Origin of the sequence: Leifsonia sp. 2TAF2 (assembly GCF_052115085.1) — a bacterium.
Lineage (GTDB): Bacteria > Actinomycetota > Actinomycetes > Actinomycetales > Microbacteriaceae > Leifsonia.
Genome location: NZ_JBFRFY010000002.1, coordinates 197,487 through 216,783 on the forward strand (window position 1 = coordinate 197,487; position 19,297 = coordinate 216,783).

At 69.7% G+C, this 19,297-nt stretch carries 20 protein-coding genes; 4 read left to right on the top strand and 16 right to left on the bottom strand.

Features of this window, described 5'->3' with window-relative positions; genetic code table 11:
* Both AB4Z18_RS13225 and AB4Z18_RS13230 read left to right on the top strand, forming a co-directional pair.
* Complete coding sequence (locus AB4Z18_RS13225; protein WP_441783197.1) at positions 1-2,094, top strand: ABC transporter ATP-binding protein; 2,094 nt, start codon at positions 1-3, stop codon at positions 2,092-2,094.
* A 238-nt stretch (positions 2,095-2,332) separates the two neighbouring features.
* Entirely contained in the window at positions 2,333-3,049 is a 717-nt protein-coding gene (locus AB4Z18_RS13230; RefSeq protein ID WP_441784006.1) for a DUF4190 domain-containing protein, read from the top strand.
* A gap of 9 nt (positions 3,050-3,058) precedes the next feature.
* On the opposite strand, the gene AB4Z18_RS13235 is transcribed toward AB4Z18_RS13230, so the two are convergent.
* A complete protein-coding gene (locus AB4Z18_RS13235) occupies positions 3,059-3,625 on the bottom strand; it encodes a hypothetical protein (RefSeq protein ID WP_441783198.1) in 567 nt (188 codons plus the stop codon).
* 13 nt (positions 3,626-3,638) lie between these two features.
* Entirely contained in the window at positions 3,639-4,787 is a 1,149-nt protein-coding gene (locus AB4Z18_RS13240) for a zinc-dependent alcohol dehydrogenase (RefSeq protein ID WP_441783199.1), read from the bottom strand.
* A 158-nt stretch (positions 4,788-4,945) separates the two neighbouring features.
* Here AB4Z18_RS13240 and AB4Z18_RS13245 point away from each other — a divergent pair, with 158 nt between their 5' ends.
* Positions 4,946-5,371 (top strand): hypothetical protein, encoded by a 426-nt coding sequence (locus AB4Z18_RS13245; protein WP_441783200.1) that lies wholly within the window; start codon positions 4,946-4,948, stop codon positions 5,369-5,371.
* A 62-nt stretch (positions 5,372-5,433) separates the two neighbouring features.
* On the opposite strand, the gene AB4Z18_RS13250 is transcribed toward AB4Z18_RS13245, so the two are convergent.
* A complete protein-coding gene (locus tag AB4Z18_RS13250) occupies positions 5,434-5,715 on the bottom strand; it encodes a Fe-S cluster assembly protein HesB (RefSeq protein ID WP_441783201.1) in 282 nt (93 codons plus the stop codon).
* A 124-nt stretch (positions 5,716-5,839) separates the two neighbouring features.
* Between AB4Z18_RS13250 and AB4Z18_RS13255 the strand changes: the two genes are divergently transcribed.
* Positions 5,840-6,664: an aldo/keto reductase gene (locus tag AB4Z18_RS13255; RefSeq protein WP_441783202.1), complete on the top strand. Its 825-nt coding sequence runs from the start codon at positions 5,840-5,842 to the stop codon at positions 6,662-6,664.
* An 18-nt stretch (positions 6,665-6,682) separates the two neighbouring features.
* Here AB4Z18_RS13255 and AB4Z18_RS13260 read toward each other — a convergent pair whose 3' ends face one another.
* The 13 genes from AB4Z18_RS13260 to AB4Z18_RS13320 form a co-directional block, all read right to left on the bottom strand.
* Positions 6,683-7,297, bottom strand: a complete 615-nt coding sequence (locus AB4Z18_RS13260) for a GyrI-like domain-containing protein (protein WP_441783203.1) — start codon at positions 7,295-7,297, stop codon at positions 6,683-6,685.
* 10 nt (positions 7,298-7,307) lie between these two features.
* Positions 7,308-9,446, bottom strand: coding sequence for a S9 family peptidase (locus tag AB4Z18_RS13265; protein ID WP_441783204.1), 2,139 nt, complete (start codon positions 9,444-9,446; stop codon positions 7,308-7,310).
* Positions 9,447-9,484: 38 nt separating this feature from the next.
* Positions 9,485-10,462, bottom strand: a complete 978-nt coding sequence (locus tag AB4Z18_RS13270) for a zinc-binding dehydrogenase (RefSeq protein ID WP_441783205.1) — start codon at positions 10,460-10,462, stop codon at positions 9,485-9,487.
* A 3-nt stretch (positions 10,463-10,465) separates the two neighbouring features.
* Positions 10,466-10,888 carry an organic hydroperoxide resistance protein gene (locus AB4Z18_RS13275; RefSeq protein ID WP_441783206.1) on the bottom strand — a complete coding sequence of 141 codons (423 nt, stop codon included), beginning with the start codon at positions 10,886-10,888 and terminating at the stop codon, positions 10,466-10,468.
* 20 nt (positions 10,889-10,908) lie between these two features.
* Entirely contained in the window at positions 10,909-11,364 is a 456-nt protein-coding gene (locus AB4Z18_RS13280; protein ID WP_441783207.1) for a MarR family winged helix-turn-helix transcriptional regulator, read from the bottom strand.
* 61 nt (positions 11,365-11,425) lie between these two features.
* Positions 11,426-12,916, bottom strand: coding sequence for an FUSC family protein (locus tag AB4Z18_RS13285; protein ID WP_441783208.1), 1,491 nt, complete (start codon positions 12,914-12,916; stop codon positions 11,426-11,428).
* 54 nt (positions 12,917-12,970) lie between these two features.
* Entirely contained in the window at positions 12,971-13,873 is a 903-nt protein-coding gene (locus AB4Z18_RS13290; RefSeq protein WP_441783209.1) for an ROK family protein, read from the bottom strand.
* Positions 13,870-14,643: a copper homeostasis protein CutC gene (locus AB4Z18_RS13295; protein ID WP_441783210.1), complete on the bottom strand. Its 774-nt coding sequence runs from the start codon at positions 14,641-14,643 to the stop codon at positions 13,870-13,872. Before AB4Z18_RS13295 ends, AB4Z18_RS13290 begins: the two co-directional genes overlap by 4 nt.
* Entirely contained in the window at positions 14,640-15,656 is a 1,017-nt protein-coding gene (locus tag AB4Z18_RS13300) for an asparaginase (protein WP_441783211.1), read from the bottom strand. The genes AB4Z18_RS13295 and AB4Z18_RS13300 overlap by 4 nt, the downstream gene beginning before the upstream one ends.
* Positions 15,649-16,617, bottom strand: coding sequence for an amino acid ABC transporter permease (locus AB4Z18_RS13305; RefSeq protein ID WP_441783212.1), 969 nt, complete (start codon positions 16,615-16,617; stop codon positions 15,649-15,651). Before AB4Z18_RS13305 ends, AB4Z18_RS13300 begins: the two co-directional genes overlap by 8 nt.
* Positions 16,614-17,258 (bottom strand): amino acid ABC transporter permease, encoded by a 645-nt coding sequence (locus AB4Z18_RS13310; RefSeq protein WP_441783213.1) that lies wholly within the window; start codon positions 17,256-17,258, stop codon positions 16,614-16,616. Before AB4Z18_RS13310 ends, AB4Z18_RS13305 begins: the two co-directional genes overlap by 4 nt.
* 118 nt (positions 17,259-17,376) lie before the next feature.
* Positions 17,377-18,315 carry a glutamate ABC transporter substrate-binding protein gene (locus AB4Z18_RS13315; protein ID WP_441783214.1) on the bottom strand — a complete coding sequence of 313 codons (939 nt, stop codon included), beginning with the start codon at positions 18,313-18,315 and terminating at the stop codon, positions 17,377-17,379.
* A gap of 94 nt (positions 18,316-18,409) precedes the next feature.
* On the bottom strand, positions 18,410-19,162 hold the full coding sequence (locus AB4Z18_RS13320; protein ID WP_441783215.1) for an amino acid ABC transporter ATP-binding protein: 753 nt from the start codon (positions 19,160-19,162) through the stop codon (positions 18,410-18,412).
* Positions 19,163-19,297 lie beyond the last annotated feature (135 nt).

The window sequence follows — 19,297 nt, forward strand, 5'->3', positions numbered from 1 at the left end:
ATGGCACGCACCACAGACCGCAAGAAGCGCGGCGGCCGCCCCGAGGAGGGGCAGAACCCGACCGCGAAGGACATCGTCCTCGATGAACTCGAGGAGGAGTACGACTTCACGCCTGGCGAGGCCGACGGCGACATGTTCGGCGGCGCCCCCGCGAAGAAGGCCAAGAACTTCTGGCCCTCCTTCAAGCGCCTGCTGGGCCTTCTCAAGCCTGAATGGCTCGGGATGGCCTGGGTGACGCTGCTGACGGTGGTGTCGGTCACGCTCGTCGTGATCGCGCCGAAGATCCTGGGCGACGCGACGAACGTGATTTTCCAGGGCGTCATCTCCTCGCAGCTGCCCCCGGGTGTGCCCGTCGACCAGGTCGTCCAGCAGCTCCGCGACAGCGGACAGAGCCAGCTCGCCGACGTCATCGCCGGCTCCGGGGTGACCACCGGGCAGGGTATCGACTTCACCGAACTCGGCCGGTTGCTCTTGATCGTGCTGACGATGTATCTGGTGGCCTCGCTGCTGCAGTGGTGGCAGGGCTTCCTGCTCAACGCACTCGTAATGCGGGTCGTCTACGGGCTGCGCAAGGACGTCGAGGACAAGCTCAACCGCCTTCCGCTCAGCTACTTCGACACCCGTCAGCGCGGCGACCTCATGTCGCGGGTGACCAACGACGTCGACAACATCCAGACGGCACTGCAGCAGGCGTTCTCCCAGCTGATCCAGTCCGTGCTGACGGTGATCGGCATCGGGATCATGATGTTCATCGTGTCGTGGCAGCTCGCCCTGATCGCGCTGGTCTCCATCCCGCTCTCCGGCGTGATCGCCGGTGTCATCGGCTCGCGCTCCCAGAAGCTGTTCACGACCCAGTGGGCCTCCACGGGATCGCTGAACGGCCACATCGAGGAGTCGTACTCCGGCCTCGACCTCGTCCGGGCCTTCGGCCGGGACGCGGTGATGCTCGACGAGTTCGACGCCCGCAACTCGAAGCTGCACCAGGCGCAGGTCGGCGCACAGTTCGTGTCCGGCAGCATCATGCCGGCGATGAACTTCGTGTCCTACCTCTCTTATGTGCTCATCGCCGTGGTCGGCGGACTCAAGGTGGCCGCCGGACAGCTGACGATCGGCGACGCGACCGCCTTCATCCAGTACTCCCGCGAGTTCTCGCAGCCCATCGGCCAGATCGCCGGTATGGCGAACATGCTGCAGTCCGGTGTCGCGTCCGCCGAGCGGACCTTCGAGTTCCTCGACTCGGAGGAGCAGACGGCCGATACGGCGACCGAGCACCTGCCGGAGCGGGCGGACGGCCGCGTGGAGCTCGACCACGTCGACTTCTCGTACGACCCGGAAAACGAGCTCATCCGCGACCTGTCGCTCAGCGTCCAGCCGGGCAGCACGGTCGCCATCGTCGGGCCGACGGGTGCGGGCAAGACCACCCTCGTGAACCTGATCATGCGGTTCTACGAGCTGACCGGCGGTACGATCCGGCTCGACGGGATCGACACCACGCATCTGTCGCGCGACGAGCTGCGCGGCCAGGTCGGCATGGTGCTGCAGGACGCCTGGCTGTTCTCCGGCACGATCCGCGAGAACATCCGCTACGGCCGGCTCGACGCGACGGACGACGAGGTGATCGCCGCAGCGAAGGCGACCATGGTCGACCGTTTCGTGCGCCAGCTGCCCGACGGCTACGACACGGTCATCGACGCCGAAGGCGGAAACGTCTCGGCCGGTGAGCGGCAGCTCCTCACGATCGCGCGTGCCTTCATCGCGAACCCGTCGCTGCTCATCCTCGATGAGGCGACGTCGTCCGTCGACACGCGTACCGAGCTGCTCGTGCAGCACGCGATGGCGGCTCTGCGCACCGACCGGACGTCGTTCGTCATCGCGCACCGGCTCTCCACCATTCGGGATGCGCACACCATCCTGGTGATGGAGCAGGGGCGGATCGTCGAGCAGGGCGACCACGCCACGCTGCTGGAGCGGCGCGGTGCGTACTACGACCTCTACATGACGCAGTTCCGCGGGGACGACGCCGAGGCGGAGGCCGAGCACGAGGCTGGGCAGCAGCAGAACCCGGGTGTCCCGGAAGAGGTCGCGGCACCGTAAACGCGAAGGTGGTGCGCGAGCCGCCTAGCGGGGTTGCGGAGGCCCGCGCACCGGGGACCATCGAACGACCCCGCCGGCGCCGGCGCCAGTCGATTGACACCGGCGCCGCGGGGTGCGGCTAGAACGATGCGTCCGCGTCGGCGGTCAACCCGGCGTCACGAATGTACGCATCGCTCGTCTTCATAGGCAGGGGATCAGGCGAATCGCGCCTGGCGATCTGACCCGCCATGGAGTGCCGATGACCTTCGAAAACGACCCGACGCAGCAGCAGCACACGGGAGCGCCCACAACCTACGCCGACGATGCGGCAACGCCCGCCCCGCCGGCACCTCCGGCGAACACCACGAACGTCCTCGCCATCGTCGCCTTCGTCGCCGCCTTCTTCGTGGGCCTCGCCGGCGTGATCTGCGGCATCATCTCACTGACGCAGCTCAAGCGCACCGGCCAGAAGGGCCGCGGGTTCGCGATCGCGGGCGTCGTGATAGGCGGTGTTCAGATCGTGATCTCGGTCATCGCGACCATCGCCGTGATCGCCGCGGGGGCCTTGCTGGGAACGACGGGGTCCGCCGCACTTGCCCTCGGCCAATTCCCGCAAAACCTGGATGGAGGTAAGTCGTTTCAGTGCGCGCAGGTCGGCAACGACTTCCAGGCGGCCGTGCTATCGATTCAGGGCGTGTCTTCGACCTTCGCCAGCGACCCCGAGGCGGCGGTCGACGATGTCTCCGTGGTCGTCGCACAGTTCGAAAGGTCCGCGGCAGAAGTCACCGACAGCAAAGTCGCTGTTGCGGCCGACGGCGTCTCCGATGAACTGAACGACATGCTGGCCTATCTCAAAGTGATCCAGGCGAACTCGACGGCCGATGGGCCGGACGTGCAGTACACGTACCTCCTGCACGTCGAGGCGATCCTCGAAGCGTTTGATGGCTTCCAGAAAGCATGTTCATCAGGCAAGTGACCTGCAGCCTCAGTGCTTGACGACCTTCGCCACGACACGGACGGCGACCACCCCGGCGAGCACCCACGGTCCGAGCACGATGATCGGATCGAGCCAGTTGTGCTTGACGTCCGCCCGCTGATTGCCGAACCGAGAAGACAGTGGACGGTGTCCCAGTTCCGACAGCACTCCCGACTCGGTGATCGGGTCGTCGGGTCTGCGGCTGGCGAGCGATTTCACGTGGGCACCGATCGCATCCACCCGGTCACCGACCACCAGCAGCAGCCAGTGCGCGGTCTGACCTTCGCTGTACCGGTCGTAGGCGTACCGGCGGATCGCGCCCGAGACGCCGTGGAGCGGCTGGGCCGTTCCGAACACCGGCGTCAGCATCGAGTGCTCGACCGACTTCTCCCTGCCCTCCCGCGGCTCCTGGAGCACGGGGAGGGTCCAGTGGGCGCCCGTGTCCTCCGGCACGGTCCGCTCCCGGGGGTGGGAGGGACGGTCGGCGGGGTCGCTGTCGACGCCCCAGCCGGGGATACGCTGGCGGAGCGCCTCCCGGTCCAAATTCTTCGTGTGGTCGCTTGCGACGTACGGCATGACGGCGTCCTCTCTACGCTGCGCTCGGCACGACGAGCGGCTTGATGATCCCGTCGAGCTTCGTCGAGAACAGGTGGTAGCCGTCCTGGATGTGCTCCAACGGGATGCGGTGGGTGACGATCTCGCTCGGCTTCAGGTACCCGTTCCTGACGTGCTCGAACAGGCGCGGCCATTGCCGCTTCACCGGGCACTGGTTGGTGTTGATCCTCAAGCCCTTGTTCATGGCGTCGCCGAACTTCACGGCGCTGAAGAGCGGCCCGTAGGCGCCCATCACCGAGATCGTCCCGCCCTTGCGGACCGAGTCGATCGCCCAGTTGAGCGCGACAGGCGACCCGCCCTGCAGCTTCAGCTTGGAGGCCGTGATGTGCTGCAGCGCCGAACCATCGGCTTCCGCGCCGACCGCGTCGATCACGACGTCCGCGCCGAGTCCGTCGGTGGCGTACTTGAGCGTGCGCACCACGTCGCCCACCTCGACGAAGTTGTACGTCTCGGCCTGAGCGAACTGCCGCGCCTTTTCCAGCCGGTAGTCGAGGTGGTCGATCACGATGACCCGCCCGGCGCCCATGAGCCACGACGACTTCGCCGCGTACAGGCCGATCGGGCCGGCGCCGAACACCACGACCGTGTCACCTTCGGCGATCTCGCCGAGCTGGGCGCCGAAGTAGCCGGTGGGCAAGGCATCGGTGAGGAGCACCGCATCCTCGTCCGACATCCAATCGGGGATGATGGTCGGCCCGACGTCCGCGAGCGGCACGCGCACGTACTCCGCCTGTCCGCCGTCGTAGCCGCCGGTGGTGTGCGAGTAACCGTAGATGCCGCCGACGGCGGTCGCGTTCGGGTTGACGTTGTGGCAGTTCGAGTACAGGCCGCGGACGCAGAAGTAGCAGCTTCCGCAGAAAATGTTGAACGGCACCATGACCCGGTCGCCGACCTTGAGGTTCTGCACGTCCGGGCCGACCTCGTCCACCACACCGATGAACTCGTGACCGAACGTGTGGCCGATCCGGGTGTCCGGCATCATCCCGTGATACAGGTGCAGGTCCGAGCCGCAGATCGCGGCCAGGGTCACCCGGACGATCGCATCGCCGGGATGCTCGATCTTGGGCCTGTCCTTCTCCTCGACGCGGATCTTGTACGGCCCGCGGTACGTCATCGCCAGCATGTGGATCCTTCCCTTCGCCTTTTCGCTCCGCCCAGTCGATGCCGAACAGCGCCGGCAGTCGAGGCGTTGACAGCCGCGGAGGCGGGTGTAGCCGTACACCGTTTCGCTAGGCAAGTGAACGAGTTGTCTCCCGCGGGGTTCGGTCGTACAACGGGAGCATGACGAACGATGCGCGCGCCTCGCTGCCACCCGGACCCGAGTTCTCGTACGGCGGGTACAACGTGCGGCTGGAGCCGGAGCACGGACGCACCGGGCGCTGGCGGGTGGTGGACGACGACAACTACTACGGGCTCGTCACGGCGGCCGAGCCCATCCACGGGGAGCCGGAGGTGCACTTTGCGGCGCACTTCCCCGGCGAGGAGGAGATTCCTCCGATGAAGATCGTGCCGCTGTGGACGCTCGCGGTCGAATTCCTGCTGGATGCGGGCCAGGGCGAAGCGCTGTGGGGGCTCCCGGAGCAACGGACTGCCCCGCAACCGATCGTGGCGGACGCGCTTCCCGATCCTGATCCCGATTCTGAGGACGGGTCGGCGCCCGGCCGCGAGGGACAGGACAGCCCAACCGACTCGACACGGGCGGTCTGACGTGGAGAAGGGCCCGGAGCCGATGGCTCCGGGCCCTTCGCGCATTCGGCGAGCGGCGTCCGCTACGCGGCCACGCCGATCGCGAAGCTGACCGCGCCCTGGTCGTCGACCTGGGCGTCGAGCACCTTGTCGTCGAGCACCTCGGCCGCCTGCGTCTCGAGGAAGATCCGGGCGCCTCCCGACTCGACCACCTGATCGGAAGCCTCCGGCTCCGGCGCGACCGCCGCGGCGAAAGCCGTGTTGTCGGGGTTGTTGCTGCTGATGCGCAGTCCGGCGGACTCGTCCGGGGACTGCTCGGTCAGGGTCTTGACGATCGTGCTGGCGTTCTCAGTGAGGGTGAGCATGCGCTCTCCTTCCTCTCGATGTTCCAGGAGTCGCCTACATTCCCGCGTGCGCCGCCGGGGCGCAACCGCCATGGAGGCCATTGCCAGGGAACGCTCACCGCCCTCTGCGCGGCAGAATGAAGCCATGGCGAGCATCCCGCAGCGCACCCTCAACGACGGCCGCACCATCCCGCAGCTGGGTTTCGGCGTCTACAAGATCCCGGATGCCGAGACGGCGGATGCGGTCCTGGCAGCGCTGGATGCGGGGTACCGCCACATCGACACGGCGGCGTTCTATGCGAACGAGCGCGGTGTGGGCGAGGGCGTTCGCCGCAGCGGCCTGGAACGCGCGGAGGTGTTCGTCACCAGCAAGGTGTGGTGGACGGAGAACGGGTACGACTCGACACTGCGCTCGTTCGACGCCAGCCTCGAGCGGCTGGGCTTCGATGCGGTCGACCTGTTCCTCATCCACTGGCCGGCTCCGCAGAGCGACAAGTATGTGGAGACCTGGCGTGCACTCGAACGGGTGCGGGATGAGGGCCGGGCGCTCTCGATCGGGGTCGCCAACTTCCATACGCACCACCTCGATCGGCTGGCGCGCGAGACGGAGACGGTTCCCGCTGTCAACCAGGTGGAGCTGCATCCGTGGCTGCCGCAGCGGGAGGTGCGCGCGTACGACACGGCGCACGGGATCGTGACCGAGGCGTGGTCGCCGCTGGCGCGGGGACGCATCCTGGGCGATCCGACGCTCGACCGGCTCGCGGCGAAACACGGGGTCGGCCCGGCGCAGGTCGTCATCCGCTGGCAGCTGCAGCTCGGCAACGTGGTCATCCCGAAGTCGACGTCGCCCGAACGCATCCGCGCCAACATCGACGTGTTCGGGTTCGAGTTGGATGCGGACGACCTCGCGGCCATCGCCTCCCTGGAGTCGGGGGAGCGGACGGGCAAGGACCCCGACGACCTGGGCTGAGCGCGACAGCCGCCGAGGTCAGGCGCGCTCGACCGGCTGGCGCAGGATGGTGCGCAGCTTCTCGGACGCGGTGCGGCGCGCGTCGCTGAGGTAGATCTCGTGGTGGCGTCCGGTCATCCGCAGGCCTGACTCGGGGATGACGGTGCTGTGCATCGCCTCCAGCACCGGCGCCTCGTCGTCGTACGAACCGACGTGCAACGTCTGGATGCACAGGCCTTCGTCGAGGGTCTCCACCCGCAGGCGATCGAGGGCAGGCGCCTCGCCCTTGCGTGCGACGGTGTCGCGGGCGGAGTCGAGGTGTTCGTCATCGATCCAGTCGGGCACGAGGTTCAGCGCGGTCCAGTGCCACCGGGATTTGTCGCGCGCGCTCGTGAACGACTCCAGGTTGTCCGCCCACCACAGCGCCTCCAGCGGCATGACCGTGTAGTCGCGTTCGAGGACGCGCTTGCTGAGGAACTTGAGGGCGTAGGCCACGGGATAGATGGTCTGCAGCGCATCCCGATAGGCCTCGGCCGTGTTCGGGTCGCCTTCGCCGTCGATCGCGAGGTAGCGCAGCGGCGGCACGGTCACGACGTCGAAGCGCCCGCGCTTTGCACGATAGGTCGCGAGCTCCTTCTTCAGGTCGACCTTCACCGGCTCCCTTTCACTCGCCGGACGGGTGAGCCCCGACCACGTCGAGCAGCCACGCCAGCGTGAACGCCCGCTCGCGCCAGGCGGCGTACCGGCCTGAGACGCCACCGTGACCGGCGGCCATCTCGATCTTGAGCAGGGCGTCCGCATCCGCCTCGCGGAGCTTCGCCACCCACTTGGCCGGCTCGACGTAGAGCACACGGGTGTCGTTGAGGCTCGTGACCGCCAGGATGCGCGGGTAGTGCGTCGAGTGCACGTTCTCGACCGGGGAGTACGACTTCATGTAGTCGTAGACCTCCGGGTCGTGCAGCGGGTCGCCCCACTCATCCCACTCGATCACCGTGAGAGGGAGGGACGGGTCGAGGATGCTCGTCAGCGGGTCGACGAACGGCACCTCGGCAAGGATGCCTGCGAAGTCGCGCGGAGCCAGGTTCGCCACCGCGCCCATCAGCAGGCCGCCGGCGCTGCCGCCCTGTGCGGCCATCCGTGCCGGCTCGGTCCAGCCGCGGTCGACGAGGTGCCGGGCGGCGGCGACGAAGTCGGTGAACGTGTTCTTCTTGTGCAGCTTCTTGCCGTTCTCGTACCAGAGCCGGCCGAGTTCGCCGCCGCCGCGCACGTGCGCGATGGCGAACACGACGCCGCGATCGAGCAGGCTCAGGCGCGGGATGCCGAACGATGGGTCCATGCTCGCCTCGTACGATCCGTAGCCGTACAGCACGAGCGGTGCCGGCTCGCCGGGCGTGACCAGGTCGCGGCGGTAGACCAGCGAGATCGGGATGCGCGCGCCGTCGGCCGCGGTCGCCCACTCCCGGCGCTGCTCGAACAGCGACGGGTCGAACCCGCCGAGCACGGGCTGCTGCTTGCGGAGGGCGAGCTCGCCGGTGCGGACGTCGTAGTCGTACACGGTCGACGGCGTGACAAAGCTTCCGTAGCCGAGGCGCAGGAACGGCTGGGTCCATTCAGGGTTGCCGCCGACACCCACGGTGAACAGCTCCTCGTCGAAGTGCAGCTCATGCGGGGTGTCGTCGCGGGGCCGGTCGCTGTGGGGGTCGGGAACGTGGGCGACGGCGACCCGGGTCATCCCGTCGCGGCGGTACTCGACGCTGACGAAGTCGCGGAACGCATCCACTCCCTCCAGCCGCACGGCCGGGTCGTGGGGAAGGAGCATCCGGCGCTGCCCCTGCGGGTCCTCGGCTGCGACGCTGACCAGCTCGAAGTTGACCGCGCCGTCGTTGTGCACGATGAGGAGGCGGTCGTGCCCGCCGACGACCGCGTGCTCGACGTCGTACTCGACGCCCTCCACGCGCGGCCAGACGACCGTGAATTCGCCGGTGGGGTCGTCGGAGCGCAGCAGCCACGTCTCGCTCGTGATGTTGGATCCGGCCTCGATCACCAGGAACCGGCGGCTGCGGGTGAGGCCCACGCCGATCCAGTACCGCTCGTCGGGCTCGTGGAACACCTCGACGTCGGTCGTCCCCGGGGCGTCGCCGACCCGGTGCCGCCAGACGGTGTCGGGCCGCCACGACTCGTCCACGGTCGTGTAGAAGACATACGCGCCGGTCTGGTCGAAGAGGGCGCCGCCTCCGGTGCCCTCGATCTCGTCGGGGAAGGTGACCCCGTCATCCACCAGCGAGCGCACCCGGATCGTGTACCGCTCGTCGCCCTCGGTGTCGACCGCCCACAGGAGGCGCGTGCCGTCGGCGCTCACGTCGAAGCTGCCGAGAGAGTAGAAGTCGTGGCCCTCGGCTTCGGCGTTGTCGTCGAGCAGCACCTGCTCGCCGGGCAGGCCGCTCCGCTGCGCCTCCTCATCGAGCTCCGGAGGCACCCAGTCGTCCGCCGAGGCGATGGGGGCGCGGCAGTGGATGCCGTACTGCTTCCCCTCGACCGTGCGGGTGTAGTACCACCAGTCGCCCTCGCGCACGGGGACGCTCATGTCGGTCTCGCGGGTGCGTGCCTTGATCTCGTCGAAGATCTGCTCCCGCAGCACCGCGAGGTGCTCGGTCCGCGCGTTCGTGAACGCGTTCTCCTCGTGGAGGTGGGCGACGACCGCCGGGTCGTCCTTCTCGCGCAGCCACTCGTAGTCGTCGACGTAGACGTCGCCGTGGTGGATGCGTTCGACAGGCTTCTTCGGCGTGACCGGCGGGGTGAGCATGCCCTCAGGCTACCGGGAGCCGCCCACCCCGGGCCGGGTCAGGGACGCAGCAGCACCTTGCCGACGCGTCCTGCCTCGCCGCTCGCCGCGACCGCGGCAGCGATGTCGTCGAGGTCGTGGATGCCCGCGACCGGCAGCGTCAGCGTGCCGTCGAGCAGGCGGGCGAACAGCTCCTGGAAGAGCCGGCCGCGCTGGTCGGCCGGCATCTCGCGGCTGACGACGCTGCCCCAGAATCCCTTCACGGTGACCTGCTTGAAGATGATGTCGCCGGAGGCGAGCTCCAGTGTCGGGGATGCCATGGCGCCGAACACCACGAGCGTCCCGTTCTCCGCCAGGGTAGAGAGCACGTCGCCCGCGGACGAACCGCCGACGGAGTCCACGCCCGCGGTGATCGGGGCGCCGCGCGTGATCTCCGCGAGACGCTCGCGCCAGCCGTCGTCGTCGGTGGCGACGACCCGGTCGATGCCCTGTGCGCGCAGTTCGTCGACGCCTGCAGACCGTCGGACCAAGCCCACGACGTTCAGACCACGCGCGGCGCCGAGCTGGGCGACCATCCGCCCGACCGCGCCGTTCGCCGCGTTCTGGATGAGCCAGTCGCCCTCGCGCAAGCCCAGCGAGTCGATCAGGCTGATCGCGCTGAACGGCATCGAGACGAGCTGAGCGGCGGACTCGTCCGGCAGCCCCTCAGGCACGGGTACGAGGGCGGCGGCGCGGGCGACGAAGTACTCGGACCAGACGCCGAACGTTCCGCCGGTGACGACCCGCTGGCCGACTGCTAGCTGTTCGACGCCCTCGCCGAGCGCATCCACCACTCCGACCGCCTCGGTGCCGGCCTGGGCGGGCAGCTCGGGCTTGAAGCCGTAGGTGCCGCGGACGGTCCAGAGGTCGTGGTTGTGGATGGGGGAGAGCAGGGTCCGCACGCGGACCTCGCCCGGTCCGGGCTCGGGAAGCGGGCGCTCCGCGACGGCGAGAACCTGGGCGGGGTCGCCGAACGTCTTGTGGACGAGTGCTTTCATGGCTCAGTCCTCCGAGACGGTGATGGTGACGTCGATGTTGCCCCGCGTGGCGTTGGAGTAGGGGCACACGTGGTGCGCCGCCTCGGCCAGGGCCTCCGCCTGCGCCTTCTCGATGCCGGGCAGGACGACCTCGAGCAGCACGGACAGCTGGAAGCCGCCCTCGCCGTTCGGGCCGATCTGGACGCGGCCGCCGACCGAGGAGTCCTCCAGCCTCACCTTCTGGCTGCGGGCGACCGCCTGCAGCGCCGAGTGGAAGCACGCCGCGTAGCCGGCGGCGAACAGCTGCTCAGGGTTCGTGCCCGCTCCGGAGCCGCCCATCTCACGGGGGATGCCCAGGTCGAGCGCGAACGAGCCGTCGCTGGTGGCGACGCGGCCGTCGCGGCCCGCCCCCGTGGAGAGTGCTTCTGCGGTGTAGAGGACGTTCATCGGTGCCTTTCGAGGGTGTTTCAGTTCGTCGCGGGGGCCGGCTGCTGCGCCGAAGCGGCGTGCATGGTCTCCGTGAGCCGGTGGAGTGTGTCGATGAGGGCGGCCGCGGCCTGCTCGTCCGGCAGGCCGGTGCCTGCGGCGATGCGCCCAGGGATGTGCGCCAACTGCGGACGCAGCTCATGCCCGCGCTCGCCGATGGTCACGGTCACGACGCGCTCGTCGCCGGGGCGGCGTTCGCGTCGGACGAGACCGGACTGCTCCATGCGGCGCAGCAGCGGCGAGAGCGTTCCCGAGTCGAGCTGGAGGTGCTCGCCCAGCGATCCGACCGTCTGCTCTCCCTCGACCCAGAGTGTCACCAGCACCAGGTACTGCGGGTACGTGAGCCCCCACGGTTCGAGGAGCGTGCGGTACGCCTGCGTTGTGGCGCGCGTGGCGGCATAGAGGGAGAAGCACACCATCTCATCGGTCACCGGCATGATCCGATCATTGCACGCAATTAGATTGTGCACAACTTAACGTGGATGCGCGGTCCTGTATTCAGGACTCGGCCGTGCCGCCCAGCACCGCGACGAGGGCCGAGAGCGCCCCGTGGATGCGCCCGAGATCCGCCGGAGCCGCGAGGCTGCGTCGTGCCTCGCCGATGGCCGCGCGGAGCCGGCCGGTCGTCTCTCGGGGCGCGTCCGCGTCGTGCGCGAGGCGGAGCTCGAGCGCCGCAGGCAGCTCGCCGGCCAGTTCGATGCAGTCGATCGCCATCGGGCTACGGCGTCGGCGACCACGGACGAACCGGGCCGCGCGATGAGCCGGCGCCAGCTGCTCGACGCGCGCGACGGCGGCTCGGAACTCCGCCACCAGTTCGTCCCGATCCGGCCCGGTACCGGCCCCGCCCGGGGCGCTGAACACGGCACCGAGAGCGACCAGCATCTGCGACAGCCTCCGCCGCAGAACGTCTGTGCTGCGCACGGGCAGGACGAACCAGCTGGCGGCGATCCCGAGGGCGGCACCGACGATGATCGCGACGAGGCGTTCGGCCAGCAGACCCGCTTCCCCTGTGAGGGTCGCCGTTCCCGTCAACTCCTGCAGCAGCGACAGCGCGAGGGTGACGGCGACCGCCCAGAAGGCGTAACTCACCGGGCGGAGCCAGGTGCCGACGAACAACGCGACGAAGATCGCCACCACGACGCCCGGGCCGGTCGCGCGAGGGAGGACGGCGACCAGAGCGACCGCGCCGAGGGTTCCGCCCAGCGCACCCACCACGCGGAGGGCGCTCTTGTGCAGCACGTCCGCGCGCCCCCGGTTGCCCGAGCAGACCAGGAAGGCGGTGAGCACGACCCACATGAAATGCTCCGGGAACACCACCCAGCCGACGATGAACGCGGCCATCAGGGCGACCGCCATCTGCAGCGCCATGCGGGTGCTGGCCGGGAGGCGGGTGCGGGCGCCCGCCGGGCTGGCGCCTGGACCGGCGGTCGGGGCGGCGGCAGGGGCGGCGGCCGGGGGTTCGCTCCGGCCGCGCTCCGCCGGGATCAGCCGGAGCACCTCGCGGGCGACGGCCACCCACAGCGTGGCGACGACGCCGGCGATCAGCACGAGCACAGCCGACAGCCATACCGGGACACCCGGGGACGGCGGGACCGGCGCGACCAGAACGGCCGTCAGCGGGAGGGCGATCAGACCGCCGAGGCGTGCTGCGTGCGGGCCGAACCGGCGCATCCAGATCGGCACGCTCATCCCCGCGACGAAGAGGGCTGCCCCCACGGGCGGTACGACCAGGAGGAGCCAGCCGACCGCCCCGGCGGCCAGGCCGATCACCGGGAGGAGAACTGCCGAGTGGGTGAACTCAGCACGCGAGGCGAATGTCCGCCGGCCGAGCGACAGGGCCACCACCGTGGCGAGGACCGCCGCCGAACCGGTCGAGGCGAGCGTTGTCCCAATCCACCACGTCGTCGCGCAGGCCCCGGCCGCCGCGAGCGTCACGATCAGGGCGGCCACGCCGTCGCGCGCGAGGGATGCGGCGCGTGGCGTGTTCACCGCCACATCCTCTCACCGCGTGGCCGCCAGCGATGGAGGAACAGCCGGATGCGACTATCGCGCGGCGTCGAAAGCCAGCAGGGCCGCGCCCGCCCGCCCGGCGTCGCCGCCCAAGGCGCTGCGGACCACGGGCGGCCGCTCCCGCCACGCCAGCCCGGCGGTCATGCGCTCGCCGAGCGGACCGAACAGCGCGTCGCCCGCATGCGAGACTCCGCCGCCGAGAACGATGAGTCCTGGGTCGAGCAGCAGGGTCAGGATGTTGAGCCCCTGCGCGAGCACATCGAGCGCCTCCGACCAGATCCGGTCGGCGAGCGGGTCCTGCCCCAGCCGTGAGACGATGCGGCGCGTGCTGAGGGCTTCGCCCCCCGCTGCGCGGTAACGCCGCGCGACGCCCGCGCCGGACATGTACACCTCGAGGCAGCCGCGCTGGCCGCAGGTGCAGGGCTCCCCTCTGGGGACGACGGGGATGTGGCCGAACTCGCCAGCGGCGCCGGTCGCGCCGGTGACGGCGCCGCCGGACGAGACCAGGGCCGCGGCGACCCCCGTGCCGATCGGCACCAGCGCGAAGTCGCCGAAACCGCGCGCAGCTCCGGTGTTGCGCTCCGCCAGTCCCGCCGCACGCACGTCGTGCCCGACGGCGACCGGCAGGCTCAGCTCCGACCGCAGGATGTCGAGCAGGGGAACGTCGCGCCAACCCAGGTTGGAGGCGTAGTGCACCAGCCCGCGCTGCTCGTCCAGCATCCCGGGCGTCGCGACACCGGCGCCCACCACGTCGTGCCCGTCTTCGGATGCCGTTCGGCGCAGGTCGGCGAACAGGGCGACGAGCGCGGTCAGGATGCCGTCGGCGGGGGTCGCGAGTGTCGACTCGGCGACGGTCACGCCGTCCTCAGCGACGACGGCGCCCTTCATGGCGGTGCCGCCGAGGTCGACGGCCAGGACGACCGGAAGGCCGCTCATGCGACGGGCTCGCGATCCGCATCGACGACAGCGCCGGCGCCGCGCACCGCCGCCACGACAGCCCGCACCACCTCGCCGGAGGTGACGTCGCGCTCGCCCGAGTCGTACGCCGTCGGCGCACCCGCGCCCGCGGTCGCAACCGGCCGCGCCGCCCGCAGGTGCACTTCGCGCACTCCCGTCCGTTCCACGACCTCGGCCGCGTTGACAGGTCGCACGCCGCCTCCGGCCAGCACGCTGATCCGCTCGCCGCCGAGCTCCACCAGCCGCCGCAGCGCGTCCGCACCCTCGAGCGCCGTCGCGGCCCCGGCCGACGTGAGCACCCGCGCGACGCCCACGTCCACCAGCTGCTCGAGGGCCTCCGGGCGATCGGCCACCTGGTCGAACGCCTTGTGAAAGGTCACCGGCGCATCGCCGCACGCGGCGACGAGCCGGCGCGTCGCATCCACGTTGATCCGGTCGTCGCTGCGCAGCGCACCGATAACGAAGCCGAGGGTCACGGCCGACGGGTTGGGGAGGGCCCTGATCGAGTGGATGTCGTCGACCATCGCCTGCAGCTCGTCCTCCGTATAGACGAAGTCGCCGGGCCGCTGGCGGATGAGCACCTGGATGCCGATGCGGCTCGCCGCACGGAGCGCAGCGCCCACCGTGCCGATTGACGGCGTGATGCCGCCTTCGCCGAGCGCGGCGCACAACTCGATGCGATCCGCGCCGGCGTCTTCCGCGACCCGGACACCGGCGAGGTCGTCCAGGCAGATCTCGACGAGGGTCACGCGAGGCGCTCCAGCGCGGCCGTCAGGTCGGCGCCGAGCTCGATCGCGCCGACCGGCGCGCCGCCGCCGAGCACCGGGAGGTCCACCAGGGAGCGGGCGTCGGTGATGGGGGTGCCGAGCGCTTCGAGGACGCGAAGGGCGATGAGGGTCGTCGCGCGGGGGCTGCCGTCCACGATCTTCATGGCGACCGCGGTGCCGTCAGCGGCCGCCACACCGATGACGCCCTCGGCGCCGCCCTTGGCGAGAGCGCCGGGAACGGTCTCCATGAGCGTCGTGTTCTGGTGGCCCGATCCGCCCACGTAGTAGGGGTGCTCGCGCATCGCGTCGGCCACCTCGCGCGGCGCTGTACCGGCCCCCGCCTGCACCAGGCGGCCGAACGCACGGGCGATCCCGCGGACGCTCGTGCCGAACAGCGGTGCGCCGCAGCCGTCGATCGCGTCGTGGGCGACGGGCACGCCGGTCAACTCCGCCATGGTGTCCCGGATGTGCTGCTGAAGGGGATGCGCCGGGTCAAGGTATCCCTCGGTCGGCCACCCGTTCGTCGCCGCGGCGAGGAGCATCGCGGCGTGCTTGCCCGAGCAGTTCATGCGAACGCGGGAACGGCCCTCGCCGGCGCGCAGCATCCGCTCGAAGGTCGCCTCGTCCTCCGGCCGGTCGACGGGGCAGCCGAGCGCCGACTCGTCGACGCCCGCGCGGGCGAGCAACTCGCGCACCAGGCGGACGTGCTCGTCCTCGCCGGTGTGGCTGCCCGCCGCGATCGCGAGCTCCGGGCCCGCGAGCGGTGCGCCGGCCGTCAGGCAGCCGAGCGCCTGCAACGGCTTGACCGTGCTGCGCGGCAGGATCACCGCATCCGGCTGGCCCAGTTCGATGATCGGCAGACCTGCGGGATCGAGCGCGACGAGGCTTCCGAAGTGACGGCTCTCGATGAGGCCGGAGCGGCGCACGATCGCGAGCTCGGCCAGTTGGGCGTGCTCGGAGGTGCGCAGGGAGACGGTGGGAGCGGCGTCAGGCATGGTCGGCTTTCGTGGGGTCCGTCGAGTTGGTTCGGGGCAGGTCGCCCTCGTGCTCGACCGCGGCGACGGCAGGCAGGGTCGGCAGGATCGGCTGCGGCGACGATCGCCGCCGCGATCCGCGCTGCAGCCGCGACGCGAACGCCGACAGGCTGCCGTTGACGATCAGGTAGATCACGGTCACCGCGACATAGGTGGGGATGAGGAGGTGCAGGTAGGAGGCGAGCACCTGGCCGCGGTACAGCAGCTCGGTGAACGCGACGATGTAGCCGAGGGAGGTGTCCTTGAGAAGGCTGACGAACTGGGTGACGAGCGACGGCGTGACGTTCCGGAACGCCTGCGGGAGCACCACGTACGTCATCGCCTGGACCGGCCGCATCCCGAGGCTCAAAGCCGCCTCGCGCTGACCGCGGGGCAGGCTCAGGATGCCGGCGCGGATGATCTCGGCGAAGACGGCGGCGTTGGCGATGGTCAGCGGCACGACGAGCTTCCACAGCGTCGGGAGGTTGATCCCGATTTGCGGCAGGCCGAAAAGCATCAGGTAGATGACGAGCAGCACCGGCACGGTCCGTGCGATCTCGATGTAGAGGCCGCACACGAAACGCACCCAGCGCACGTGGCTGACACGACCGAGCGCGAGGAGGACGCCGAGCGCGGCGCCCAGGACCGCGACGATCGCCGCAGCCTCGAGCGTGCCGAGCAGCCCGACGAGCAGGTACTGCCAGATCGCCCATTCGGTGAACGGCGCCCAGCGCGCGGGATCCAGCTGGCCATGGGCGGCGAACTGCCAGAGCCCCAGCCCGATGATCAGCGCGAAGAGCACGACGCTGACGATCGAGCCGAGCAGGATGCGGCGACGGCCGCGCGGTCCGGGTGCGTCGTAGATGAAGGCGGCGTCGTAGCGGCGCTTGGCGCGCCTCGCGCGGACGGGCGCCGGGACGTCGGGGATGAGTTGTGCGGTCATCGGGCGATCGCCACCTTTCGCTCGACCCAGCCGGCGGTGAGCCCGATGGCGAGGGCGATGGCCATGTAGAGCAGGCCCGCGCTGGAGAAGATCAGGATGGGCTGGGCCGCGACGAGGTTGACCTTGTTGACCTCGGCGGTGAGTTCGACGACGCCGACAGCCGCGGCGAGGGCGGTGTTCATGGCGAGGGCGATCATCACGTTTCCGATCGGCTGGACGACCGCGCGGAGCGCCTGCGGAACGACGACGTACCGCAGCGACTGCCACAGGGTCAGCCCGAGGGCACGGGAGGCCTCGACTTGACCGACGGCGACCGTGTTGACGCCCGAGCGGACTGCTTCGGCGACGTACGCCGCCTCGTACACGGTGAGCACGATGATGGCGGTCGGCGTCAACGGCAGCAGGATCCCGGCATCCGGGAGCGCGAACACCGCCAGCAGGAGCAGGGCCAGCAGCGGCACGTTGATGAAGAACTGGACGTAGAGGAAGGCCGCGGCGCGCAGCACCGGAATGGGGCTGACGCGCGCGATCGTCACCAGGACGCCGAGCACGATGGACCCGATGCCGGCCACGACGGCCATCAGCAGGGTGGTGCCGAGTGCCTGGAGCAACGGTCCCAGGTTGTCGATCAGGGGGTTCATCGTTCTCTCGTCCGACGGTCCGGATGGTGGGGGTGGAAAGGCCGGATGCGCGCGGGCGTGGGGGTCGCCTCCACGCGCATCCGACCGGTCTGGTGCAGAAGGGCTGGGAGCCCGAGCGTCAGGAGCCGGGGACCGACCCGATCTCCGGCGGCGTGGGCACGTCGGAGTCGGTCACGGTGCCGAGCGTGGTCTTCCACGCCTTGCCCCACTGGCCGCCCTTCTGGATGGTCTTCAGCCACTCGTTGACGAACTTCTTGAAGTCGTCGTCACCGTGCTTGAGCCCGATGCCGTACGGCTCCTTCGTGAACGGCTGGCCGACGACCTTGATCTGCTTCTCGCTGGCCGCGTCGCTGGCGAGCAGGGTGTAGTCCTGCACGTAGGCGTCGCCGCGGCCCTGGATGAGCGCCTGCACGGCGGCCGGGTCGGTGCCGAACGCGGTGACGGTCGCCTTCGGGGCGATCTTCGGCACCTCGGTGACTGCTGGCGTGTTGGCGCCGACGATCACGTTCTTGCCGTCGAGGTCCTTGTAGCTCTTGATGTCCTTGTTGTCGCTCTTGACCGCGACGGCCAGGCCCGACTCGAAGTACGGTCCGGCGAAGTCGACCTGCTTGGCCCGCTCCTCCGTGATCGTGTAGGTGTTGAAGACGACGTCGACGGTGTCGTTCTGCAGCATCGCCTCACGGGTCTCGGACGCCGGCGGCACGATCTCCACGTTCGGCTTGCCGATGATGTAGGTCGCGAGGAGCTTGGCGAGCTGGGCGTCGAAGCCGTTGACCTGGGACGGGTCGGTCGGGTCCTGCTGCGACAGCAGCGGGGCATCGAGGGCCTCGGCGACGATCAGCTTGCCGCGCTTCTTGATCTTCTCCATGGTGGAGCCGGAGAGGATGAGGTCGGCCTTCGCGACGGGAGCGCCGGAGAGCACGGAGTCACCGGACGCGGTGGAGCTGGCGTCGTTGCCGGGCAGTGCCGTGTTTCCGGAGCAGGCGGTGACGGCGAGCGTCACGGCCGCGAGCAGGACGCCGGCGACGGCGCCTTTCCTGCGGATGCTGCGGGTCATGGGATGCATCCCTTTCTGATTGGACTTCGGTGGGGCGGGGGTGTGATGGGGTGTGATGTGGAGCAGGTGGTGCGCGTCCTCGTGCGGGAGCGTGTCAGTGCGACAGCACGGAGGCCAGGAACGACTGCGCACGAGCGGTAGCCGGCGAGTCGAAGAATTGTGCGGGGGGCGCCTGTTCGACGATCTGCCCGCGGTCCATGAAGACGACGCGATCGGCTGCGCGGCGGGCGAAGCCCATCTCGTGCGTAACCACGATCATGGTCATCCCCTCCTTGGCGAGCGAGGTCATGACGTCGAGCACTTCGCCGACCATCTCGGGGTCGAGTGCGCTGGTGGGCTCGTCGAACAGCATGACCTTCGGCTGCATGGCGAGCGCGCGGGCGATGGCGGCGCGCTGCTGCTGCCCGCCGGAGAGCTGGGCCGGGTGGCTGTCCGCTTTGTCGGCGATCCCGACGCGGTCGAGCAGCTGCATGGCCTGGACTCGCGCCGCGTCCTTGCCGAGCTTGCGCACCTTCAGGGGAGCGAGCGTGACGTTCTCGAGGATGGTGCGGTGCGCGAAGAGGTTGAACGACTGGAACACCATCCCGACCTCTGCGCGGAGCTTCGCGAGGGGAGCGCCCTCCTCGGGCAGCAGTTCGCCGTCGACCCGGATCTCGCCGGAGTCGATGGTCTCGAGCCGGTTGATGGAGCGGCAGAGCGTCGACTTGCCGGAGCCTGAGGGCCCGACCACGACGACGACCTCGCGCTCGGCGACGTCGAGGTCGATGTTCTGCAGCACGTGGAGGTCGCCGAAGTGCTTGTCGACCGCGCGCAGGCTCACCATCGGCCGGGCGTCCGTTGCTGTCATCGGGGGTCCTCGCATCGTTGTCGGGCAGGTTCCGATGAGCGTACTAAGTGATACAGGTTGACCGCAATATCGAATTTAGTTAATGCGATATCGAACGAAGTCGGTACAGTATCCTCAACGCAGCGGAGGGCACGG

What these genes read in the sequence shown, in the direction of transcription:
- AB4Z18_RS13225 (WP_441783197.1), top strand. Translation starts at nt 1, where the DNA reads ATGGCACGCACCACAGACCGCAAGAAGCGCGGCGGCCGCCCCGAGGAG.
- AB4Z18_RS13230 (WP_441784006.1), top strand. Translation starts at nt 2,333, where the DNA reads ATGACCTTCGAAAACGACCCGACGCAGCAGCAGCACACGGGAGCGCCC.
- AB4Z18_RS13235 (WP_441783198.1), bottom strand. Translation starts at nt 3,625, where the DNA reads ATGCCGTACGTCGCAAGCGACCACACGAAGAATTTGGACCGGGAGGCG.
- AB4Z18_RS13240 (WP_441783199.1), bottom strand. Translation starts at nt 4,787, where the DNA reads ATGCTGGCGATGACGTACCGCGGGCCGTACAAGATCCGCGTCGAGGAG.
- AB4Z18_RS13245 (WP_441783200.1), top strand. Translation starts at nt 4,946, where the DNA reads ATGACGAACGATGCGCGCGCCTCGCTGCCACCCGGACCCGAGTTCTCG.
- AB4Z18_RS13250 (WP_441783201.1), bottom strand. Translation starts at nt 5,715, where the DNA reads ATGCTCACCCTCACTGAGAACGCCAGCACGATCGTCAAGACCCTGACC.
- AB4Z18_RS13255 (WP_441783202.1), top strand. Translation starts at nt 5,840, where the DNA reads ATGGCGAGCATCCCGCAGCGCACCCTCAACGACGGCCGCACCATCCCG.
- AB4Z18_RS13265 (WP_441783204.1), bottom strand. Translation starts at nt 9,446, where the DNA reads ATGCTCACCCCGCCGGTCACGCCGAAGAAGCCTGTCGAACGCATCCAC.
- AB4Z18_RS13270 (WP_441783205.1), bottom strand. Translation starts at nt 10,462, where the DNA reads ATGAAAGCACTCGTCCACAAGACGTTCGGCGACCCCGCCCAGGTTCTC.
- AB4Z18_RS13275 (WP_441783206.1), bottom strand. Translation starts at nt 10,888, where the DNA reads ATGAACGTCCTCTACACCGCAGAAGCACTCTCCACGGGGGCGGGCCGC.
- AB4Z18_RS13280 (WP_441783207.1), bottom strand. Translation starts at nt 11,364, where the DNA reads ATGCCGGTGACCGATGAGATGGTGTGCTTCTCCCTCTATGCCGCCACG.
- AB4Z18_RS13290 (WP_441783209.1), bottom strand. Translation starts at nt 13,873, where the DNA reads ATGAGCGGCCTTCCGGTCGTCCTGGCCGTCGACCTCGGCGGCACCGCC.
- AB4Z18_RS13300 (WP_441783211.1), bottom strand. Translation starts at nt 15,656, where the DNA reads ATGCCTGACGCCGCTCCCACCGTCTCCCTGCGCACCTCCGAGCACGCC.
- AB4Z18_RS13305 (WP_441783212.1), bottom strand. Translation starts at nt 16,617, where the DNA reads ATGACCGCACAACTCATCCCCGACGTCCCGGCGCCCGTCCGCGCGAGG.
- AB4Z18_RS13310 (WP_441783213.1), bottom strand. Translation starts at nt 17,258, where the DNA reads ATGAACCCCCTGATCGACAACCTGGGACCGTTGCTCCAGGCACTCGGC.
- AB4Z18_RS13315 (WP_441783214.1), bottom strand. Translation starts at nt 18,315, where the DNA reads ATGACCCGCAGCATCCGCAGGAAAGGCGCCGTCGCCGGCGTCCTGCTC.
- AB4Z18_RS13320 (WP_441783215.1), bottom strand. Translation starts at nt 19,162, where the DNA reads ATGACAGCAACGGACGCCCGGCCGATGGTGAGCCTGCGCGCGGTCGAC.